The organism is Cupriavidus sp. R6-3 (genome assembly GCF_059772245.1).
Genome location: NZ_JCBAJO010000199.1, coordinates 1 through 8,745, shown reverse-complemented (window position 1 = coordinate 8,745; position 8,745 = coordinate 1). Strand labels below are relative to the sequence as shown.

Annotated in this window: 8 protein-coding genes; 3 read left to right on the top strand and 5 right to left on the bottom strand. The window is 70.3% G+C overall.

All coding sequences use genetic code 11. The features are described from left to right. The coding region (locus AC6EI8_RS21190; RefSeq protein WP_498382787.1) for an alpha/beta hydrolase at positions 1-593 on the top strand (593 nt) is incomplete at its 5' end. Positions 594-731: 138 nt separating this feature from the next. Continuing rightward, a complete protein-coding gene (locus AC6EI8_RS21185; RefSeq protein WP_498382786.1) occupies positions 732-1,391 on the top strand; it encodes a hypothetical protein in 660 nt (219 codons plus the stop codon). Positions 1,392-1,425: 34 nt separating this feature from the next. Here the strand turns inward: AC6EI8_RS21185 and AC6EI8_RS21180 are convergent, their stop codons facing one another. Beyond that, on the bottom strand, positions 1,426-1,794 hold the full coding sequence (locus AC6EI8_RS21180) for a 5-carboxymethyl-2-hydroxymuconate Delta-isomerase (protein ID WP_149318159.1): 369 nt from the start codon (positions 1,792-1,794) through the stop codon (positions 1,426-1,428). 409 nt (positions 1,795-2,203) lie between these two features. On the opposite strand from AC6EI8_RS21180, the gene AC6EI8_RS21175 reads away from it, so the two are divergent. Then, positions 2,204-3,904: a thiamine pyrophosphate-binding protein gene (locus tag AC6EI8_RS21175; protein WP_498382785.1), complete on the top strand. Its 1,701-nt coding sequence runs from the start codon at positions 2,204-2,206 to the stop codon at positions 3,902-3,904. Here AC6EI8_RS21175 and AC6EI8_RS21170 read toward each other — a convergent pair. The 4 genes from AC6EI8_RS21170 to AC6EI8_RS21155 form a co-directional block, all read right to left on the bottom strand. Then, entirely contained in the window at positions 3,894-4,985 is a 1,092-nt protein-coding gene (locus AC6EI8_RS21170) for a hypothetical protein (RefSeq protein WP_498382784.1), read from the bottom strand. The genes AC6EI8_RS21175 and AC6EI8_RS21170 overlap by 11 nt on opposite strands. Positions 4,986-5,263: 278 nt before the next feature. After that, positions 5,264-6,121, bottom strand: coding sequence for an IclR family transcriptional regulator (locus tag AC6EI8_RS21165; RefSeq protein WP_226105342.1), 858 nt, complete (start codon positions 6,119-6,121; stop codon positions 5,264-5,266). Positions 6,122-6,141: 20 nt separating this feature from the next. Beyond that, the gene (locus AC6EI8_RS21160) at positions 6,142-7,770 is read right to left on the bottom strand and encodes a class I adenylate-forming enzyme family protein (RefSeq protein ID WP_498382783.1); all 1,629 of its coding nucleotides are present in this window, start codon (positions 7,768-7,770) and stop codon (positions 6,142-6,144) included. A 192-nt stretch (positions 7,771-7,962) separates the two neighbouring features. Further along, on the bottom strand, positions 7,963-8,745 hold a 783-nt coding region (locus AC6EI8_RS21155; protein ID WP_498382782.1), incomplete at its 5' end, for a methyl-accepting chemotaxis protein.

The window sequence follows — 8,745 nt, the reverse complement described above, 5'->3', positions numbered from 1 at the left end:
ACAGCCGGCAGGACCACAGCCGGCTGGACGACAGCGCGACGCGCGCGCCCGCCATCGCACCGACCTTCGCCGCGCATCGCGCGCAAGCGCTCGCCGCGCTGGAAAGCCGGCGCCGCTACGTGTCGGCCGATATGCAAGCCGAGACCGAATGGAATCTGCCGCGCGAATGGCGTCCCGCCGGCACGCCGCGCGGCGGGGCGCTGCTGGTGCACGGGCTCGGCGATTCGCCGTGGTCCTTCGTCGATATCGCGCCGCGGCTGGCCGAGCGCGGCCTGCTGGTGCGCACGGTGCTGCTGCCCGGCCATGGCACGGCGCCAGCGGACCTGATGGACATCAGGCTGGAGGACTGGCAGCGCGTGCTGCGCGAGCAGGTCGCGGCGTTGCGGGATACCGTTGGCGACGGGCCGCTGTATCTCGGCGGCTTCTCCACCGGCGCCAATCTGGTGCTGGACTATGCGCAGGCCCATGCCGAGATCGCCGGGCTGTTGCTGGTGTCGCCGGCGCTGCGTTCCGGCAGCCGATGGGAATGGCTGACGCCGTTGCTCGCACCGGTGATGCCGTGGCTGCTGTCGACCGGCGACGACCGGCCGTAGCAGACGCCGGTCCGCTATCTGAACACGCCCACCAATGGATTCGCGCAGTACTACCGCAGCAATGTCGCGGCGCGCGCGGCGCTGAACGCGCGCCCTTACGACAAGCCGGCGCTGCTGATCGTCGCCGAGCACGATTCGGTGGTCGACTCGCATTACGTGCGGCAAGTGTTCGGTACGCGCTTCACGCATCCGGCGAGCCGGCTGATCTGGTATGGGGCGGAGCAGGGCAATGCGAGCGGCGATGTGCTTGTCGATGCGAGGGCCGATGTGCGCCTCGCTGGAAGCGTCGATGCGAGCGTCGGTGCAAGCCGCGATGCGAAGGCCGACGGGAGCGCCGGTACCGGCCGCGTGCTGGTCCGCCCGGACCGCCTGCCGGCAGAGCGCATCAGCCAGTTCTCGCACATGGGCGTGCTGTTTTCCGATGCCAATCCGCTCTATGGGCGGCAGGGCTCGTTGCGGCTGTGCCTGAACGGTCAGGAGCCGGCCGAGTACCAGCGCTGCGTCGATGGCGGTGAGGTCTGGTATTCGGATTGGGGCTATCGGGAGCCCGGCAAGGTGCACGCGCGGCTGACCTACAACCCGTATTTCGCATGGCAGACCGGCGTGATGTTGTCGGTGCTGGGGTTGGACGGGGCCGCTGGGGCGGTACCGGCCACGGCCTCGGCCACCGCATTGCCAACCACCTCGGCCACCACCTCGGCCACCGCATCGGCCGCGGCATCCTATGACGCATCCCCTGCATCCCCTGCTGAATCGGGCTCGGCATCCCCCACGGCATCCCCGACGGCATCCCGGTAACGGTCCCGGTCCGCCATCCTGCGCGGACCGGCCTTCACCCGCCGATCACCTGTTTCGCGTAGCTGGCGCGCTCCATTTCGCGCACCTCGACGCTGATCTGCACCGGCGTGTTGTTCGCGCCCGAGCGGACCGCTTCGGCGATCACCTCGCAGACCGCCTGGCCCAGCGCCTGGCGCGTTGCCAGGTCGCGGCCGTCGAGAATCGACAGCCGGCCATGGACGAAGGCGCGCTCGACCGCTTCGGTCCCCTGGCGGTAGGTCTCCAGCGTGATGCAGCGCGACTTGATATCGGGCTCCTGGAATTGCCCGGAGGCCAGCAGCGCGGCGTTGGCCTGATCCAGCAGTTCCTCGGGCGAGCAGTTCAGGCGCGCGTTTTCGGTGATTTCAATGACGAGATGGGGCATCGGGGACTCCGTCGGTTGGCGGGAAGAGACAGCGGGCAAAACGCCGGGTGCGTCGAGGCATCGGTGTTCGGTTCGTTCCCCGGCGCACTGCCGCTGTCGGCGGCGATGACGTTCGCGGCGGTAGTCATGATAAGCGCCGTGCCACGGGCAGGCCAACGCCCGGCGAGGGCGCGCGGCGGTCACCCCGGCGGCCAACCCGAATTTTGGCGCGATAATCGGTCCTGCCTTGCCTGCCGTTTCGCGTTCGCCTGCACAATGGGGCGATGCAGGGTTCAGGTCCCGATTCCGTTCGGACCTGTTCCGATCGCGTTCCGATCCCGTTCGCGAGCCTGTTCCGGATGTCGTTCCCGTTGTCGTTCCCGATACCGTTCCCGATCTTCGTCCCGTTTCCGATTCGACGAGCCAGCCGATGACCCAGCCTACCGCCGACCTCCCATCGTCCTCCGCCGGCACGCCGGCGCCCGCGCCACGCAGCGGCGGCCGCATCCTGGTCGATGCGCTGCGCATCCACGGCACCGAGCGTGTGTTCTGCGTGCCGGGCGAGAGCTTCCTCGACGTGCTCGACGCCCTGCACGATCAGCCCGCCATCGACGTGATCGTCTGCAAGCACGAAGGCGCGGCGGCCAATATGGCCGAGGCCGACGGCAAGCTGAGCGGACGTCCCGGCATCTGCTTCGTCACGCGCGGACCCGGGGCGACGCATGCCAGCGTCGGCGTCCATATCGCCGCGCAGGATTCGACGCCGATGATCCTGTTCGTCGGGCAGATCGCCCGCGAGCACCGGGGCAGGGAAGCGTTCCAGGAGGTCGATTACGGGGCGATGTTCGGCGGCATGGCCAAATGGGTCGCCGAGATCGACGACCCCGCGCGCATCCCCGAACTGGTGGCGCGCGCCTTCCAGGTCGCGACCTCGGGCCGGCCCGGACCGGTGGTGCTCGCGTTGCCCGAGGACGTGCTCGACGGCGAGGCGGTCTGCCGCGACACCGGCGCGTATCGGCCCGTGGTCGCCTCGCCGTCGGCCGCGGATGCGGCCGCGCTGGCCGAGCTGCTGTCGTCAGCGCAGCGCCCGCTGGTGATCGCCGGCGGCGCCAACTGGCGCGACGAGGATGCCGCGGCGTTCGCGCGCTTCGTGCACGCCTGGGACCTGCCGGTGGCCTGTGCCTTCCGCCGCCAGGACGTGCTGGACAATCGCGATCCGCACTATGTCGGGCATCTGAGCCTGGGTGTCAATCCGCGCCTGGCCGAGCGCGTGCGCGGCGCCGATTTGGTCGTTGCCTTCGGCACGCGGCTCGGCGACGTGGCCACCGACGGCTATACGCTGCTCGAACCCCCGCGGCCGCGCCAGCGGCTGGTGCATATCCACGCCGATGCGGCGGAACTGGGCCGGGTGTACCAGCCCGATCTGGCGATCCACGCGGGTATCGGTCCGGGAGCGGCGATGCTGGCGGGCCTGCCGGCGCCGGCGACGATACACTGGCGCGAATGGACGGCCGCGGCGCGCGCCGATCATCAGGGTTTTGTCTCACCGGCCGCGCCGCACGCGGACGCCACTGGTGTCGACATGACCGCGGTGGTCGACCATCTGAACCGCACGCTGCCCGACGATGCGATCGTCACCAACGGGGCCGGCAACTATGCGGTCTGGCTGCATCGCTACTTCGCCTATCGCCGGCCGCGCACGCAGCTGGCTCCGACCTGCGGTGCGATGGGCTATGGCCTGCCGGCTGCGATCTCGGCGAAGCTGCGCCATCCCGAGCGCACCGTGGTGTGCTTCGCCGGCGACGGCTGCTTCCAGATGTATCCGCAGGAGCTGACCACCGCGGCCGCGGTGGGCGCCAATGTCGTGGTGCTGGTCGTCAACAACGGCATGTACGGCACGATCCGGATGCATCAGGAGCGGCGCTATCCGGGCCGCGTCAGCGGCACGGGCATCGTCAATCCGGATTTCGTCGCGCTGGCGCAGGCCTGTGGGGCCTGGGCCGAGCGGCTGACCAGCGCGGACGGGTTTGCCGACGCCTTTGCGCGCGCCTGCGCCGCAGGCAGGCCGGCGCTGCTCGAGCTGTGCACCGACCCGCGGCAGATCACGCCGGCGATGCGGCTCAGCCAGTAGCAAGCGACGGGACCGCCGGAGCGCTGCCCGCGCCGGCGGTGGTTGTGGCGGTGGTGGCGGTGGTGGTGGTGGTGGTGGTGGTGGTGGTGGTCGATTTCGCCGACGCGGCGGCGAGCAGACGCTTGATCTGGCGGTCGCGCAGGTCCAGCGTGCATAACTCATCGTTGACGAGCAGCCAGTCCTCGCGCAAGCAGGCGCCGATGCGCTGCACCACGCCCACGGGCAGCCGGAAGTCCGCGAAGGCCGAATACCTCGGAATCTCGCCGCGCCACCAGTGCTGCTTCCACACGTCGGTCAGGCGAGCGGCCAGTTCCGCCAGTTGTTCGTCCTTGGCGTCGGCCGACTGGCGAAGCGCCTGCAGAACGCCGATCACTTCGGCATAGGCCGATGCGCTCTCCGACCGGTTGCGGCGCAGGTACCTGACCACGGCCGCCATCTGCGCCAGCACCGCGGCGGCGGCGACGTCCAGGCACTCGGGTGGATCATTGCCGGCGATCGCGCGAACCACCTTGCACCATTTCCCCTTGTGCGCGAACAGCTTGCAGCGGTCCGCCTTGCGGATGCGCTCGGCCAGGAAATTCAGCCTCACGCGGCGCGCTTCGGGCGACAGCACCGGGGAAATCCGCGGGCGCGGTTCGTCGACGTCAACGCCGGTGCCAGAAGGGACGCGTGCTTCGTTGGCGGACGGCGGCACAGTCGAGACAGCCATGCCGGCCCGCTGGCGCAGTCGCGTGATGGTGTGCAATACGGCGGGAACCTGCCCGTGACAGGGCCGCTCGCAGCGATACCTGTCGCGCGGCACGACGCAGCTCAGCAGCGTCAGCACGACGCGGCGGAACCAGCCCAATTCGCGCCAGTTGCGCTCCAGCCGGACATCGACAGGCTGGCGGCCGTTCGCGACTGCGGCATTCTCGACGACGAGCCGGTAGCCGCGGCCGCCGACGAAGAACGAGCCGCGCTGAAGGACGATCCGCTTCAGCATGGATTCGTCGCTGCCTTTGGCGACGGCGTCGAAGAATTCGTGCGCGGTCGAATAGTGCGCCGCGAGGACGGGGCGCGCAAGGCAGGGCAGAGTGGGCATGGGGGGCGCTCCGGAAAACGCCGCACTGGCGCGCGGCAGTGGGATTGCCGCGTCCGATCGGCCGCGCCTGCCAGGCGGGGCCAATCGGTTTGCGGGACACCGGAATCATGGCGGCATGCTGGCCGCGTTCTTGCGAATTTGGCGCGGTCCGTATGGCAAACGGTAGCCCGCTCGTCGCGCGATCGCGGTTTCGTCACCGTCGCGGCAGGCCGGCCGCTTCCGCGTCGCCCGATTGTCGCGTCGCCCGATCGTCGCGCCGCCCGATTACGGCCGTCCGATTACGCGCCGCCGAGTTCGCGCTCGATCCGCGCGACGCATTCGATCAGCACCGGCCGCACCACGTCGAGCAGATGCCGCGGCGGGACGACCGCGTTGGGGCCGCTGCAGCTCAACGTCATCGGCGGCAGCGCGGGGCCCGGATGAAAGGCGGCCGCGATCGAATTGATGTCCGGCAGCCAGTCGCCGAACGAGGTGGTGCAGCCCATGCGCCGGACTTCCTCGCGGCTGCGCGCGAGCACCGCCTGGGCCTCGGCCTCCGGCAGCCCGTCGCTGGCGCGGAAGGCGGCCAGCGCCTGGCGCGCGTCGGCGGCCGGCAGCGCCTGCAGATAGGCGCGGCCCGCGGCCGTGGTCAGGCCAGAGATGCGCGTGCCCACGGCCACGCGCAAGGTCAGATAGCTCTCGGCCTGGCAGTTCTCGAAGATCAGCATGCGGCCGCGATCGCGCAGGATCAGCGAGGCGACGCCCTGCGACAGATCTGCCAGGCGCTGCATATGCGGCCGCGCGACCGCCAGCACATCGGCGCCTTCGCGCCCGGTCGGCGCCAGCGCCAGCGCGGAGCTGCCGAGGCGATATTTGCCGGCGTCCGGCTCCAGGCGCAGATAGCCGAGCTCGGTCAGCGTATGCGTCAGCCGCGATACGGTCGACTTGGGCAGGCCGCAGCGCTGCGCCAGTTCCGCGTTGCCCAATTGCGCGTCGAAGCCGCGGAAGCATGCCAGTACATCGAGGCCGCGCGCCAGCGCGGTGACGAAGTGACGGTCTTCCTTGTGGCGGGGCGCGCCGCTGCCGATGCCGCTGCGGACGTCGTCCCGCTCCGCCGCCTCGGTCGCCATCGCCTGGGCCTGATCGTCGCTTGCCATGGTGCTCGTGCGATCCGCGCTCAGAACTCGCCGGCGGCCAGCATCTCGCGCAGCCTGGCCTTCAGGATCTTGCCCGACGGCGCGGCCGGCAGCTGTGCGACCACCTTGATTTCCGCGGGGATCTTGTACGGCGACAGCCGTTCGCGCAGGAAGGTCTTCAGCGCCGCGGGATCGAGCGTCATGCCGGCGCGGACCTCGACGAAGGCGATCACCTCCTCGTTGCCTTCGACGGCGCGTCCGACCACGGCCGACTGCACCACCGCCGGGTACGCGTTGATCGATTGCTCGACTTCCTCGGGATACACGTTGAAGCCGGAATGGATGATGATTTCCTTGGACCGGCCGACGATGGAGATCGCGCCGTCGTCGTCGATCCTGGCGAGGTCGCCGGTATGCAGCCAGCCGTCGGCGTCGATCGCCTGCGCGGTCAGATCGGGGCGCTTGTAGTAGCCCTTCATCACGTTGGGGCCGCGCACCAGCAGTTCGCCGCTGCCGTCCGGCAGCGGATCGCCGAGCCGCACCTCGACACCGGGCACCGCCTGGCCCACCGAGCAGTCGCTGCGCGGCGCATCGACGCGCGTCTGGCTGACGGTCGGCGACGTTTCGGTCATGCCGTAGCCGTTGTGCAGCGTGATGCCGAAGGTCTGCTCGAACGCGGCCTTCAACGTCGCGGTCAGCGGCGCGCCGCCCGATTGCGCCATGCGCAAGGCCGGCGCGCGCAGCGGCGTGGGCTGGCTGCGGCCCCATTCGATCAGCTTGGCGTACATCGCCGGTACGCCGTGCAGCACCGACAGGTTCTCCTCGACCAGCGCGCGCGCCAGCCGCTCGGGCCGGAAGCGCGGTTCGTAGTAGACCGTGGCGCCGTTGGACAGCGGGCCGACCAGCAGCACCGACAGGCCGTAGACATGCGAGATCGGCAGCACGCCATAGACGCGGTCGCCCGGCTGCACGCGCGCCTGCACGCGGTTGCTGTGGCCGATGAACATCAGGTTCGAATGCGTCAGCATCACGCCCTTCGATGCGCCGGTGGTGCCGGTGGTGTAGATCACCGCGGCCACCTGTTCGCGCGCGTCGGCCTGCACCGGTTCGGGCACCGCCTCGCCATTGAGCTTGCCGATCAACAGGCGACCGACATGCGGCCATTCGGCCCATTGCGCGCCGCGCGCCAGGCCGTGCTCGCGCGCCTCGGGGTAGGCATTGTCGAGATACAGCGCGAGCCGGGCGCCCGCGTGCTCGATGATGTTGTCGATCTCGCGCGCGGACAGTCGGGCGTTGACGGGAATCGCCCACGCGTCCAGCGAACTGAGGGCGAGGATCAGCACCGCGCAGCCGACGCTGTTCTCGGTCACCAGCACCACGCGGTCGCCGCCGCGCACGCCGGCATTGGCGAGCGCCGCCGCGCTCTGGCGCACCGCGCCCTCCAGCTCGCCATAGCGGATCGAGCGCTCGCCATCCATCAGCGCGACCACGTCCGGGCGGTCGGCGGCCCAGGGCGCGATGGCCTGGTGCAGGCGCGCGTAGGGCGGCACGAACGGCGCGGCGGAGGGCCGGGAAGCGGGCGTGGAGGCGGCGGGGGAATTAGCGCCGGTATTGGGGCCGGTATTGGGGCCGGCATTGGCGCCGGGATTGGCGCTGAAGGTGCTGCTCATCGAAGTCTCCGGAATGGCGTTGCCGGCGTGGCCGCCGGCTTGGTCTGTCCGCGATGGTTGCATCGTTCGATGATGCCGTCAACTGCAATGCAGAATCTATGTTCTGCAGTGCAGAACAGCCAAATCCGATGGCGGGATGCGTCCAGCAGCGTCCCAAGACGGCGGAGCGCCTCGCCTCCCGGCGGGCCCGGCTCAGAAGCGGAAGCGCCCCACATCGGCGGCCAGTTCGCCGGCCTGCCAGTCCAGCGATTCGGCTTGCTGCGCCACCGTGGTCACCAGTTCGGCGTTCTGCCGGCTGGTGCCGTCCAGGCGCGCGACGGCGCCGTCGACCACCGCAATCCCCGCCGCCTGCTGCTGCGCCAGGCCATTGAGCCGCTCCGCCAGCGTATGGCTGCGCAGCACCGCCTGCTCGATCGCCGCCATCGCCTGTTCGACCTCGCCGCTGAGGCCGGCGCCGGCCTCGATGTCGCGCGTGGCTTCGCCGAGCAGCGCGCCGATATCGCGCGCCGATTGCGCGCTGCGTTGCGCCAGTGCACGGACTTCGTTGGCCACCACGGCGAAGCCGCGGCCCGCCGCGCCGGCGCGCGCAGCTTCGACCGCTGCGTTGAGCGCCAGCAGATTGGTCTGGAAGGCGATGCCCTGCAGCACGCCTACCACTTCGGAGATGTCGCGCGAACGCGCCTGCACCGCATCCATCGACGCACGCATGCTGCGCACCACCGCGCTGCCGGTGCCGACCGCGTCGCGTGCCTGGCTGGCCATCGCGCTGGACTCGTGCGCACGCATGTGGATCTGCTCGACCAGCCCGCGCAGTTCGCCGATGCTCGTGGCGGCTTCCTCGACGGCGGCCAGCTGGCGGCCGGTGCGCTCGGACAGATCGCGATTGGCCGCGGCGATCCGCTCGCTGGCGCCATGGATCTGGCGCGCCGAGGATTGAATGCGCGCGAGCATCGCGGCCAGCGCGTCGCGCATCGC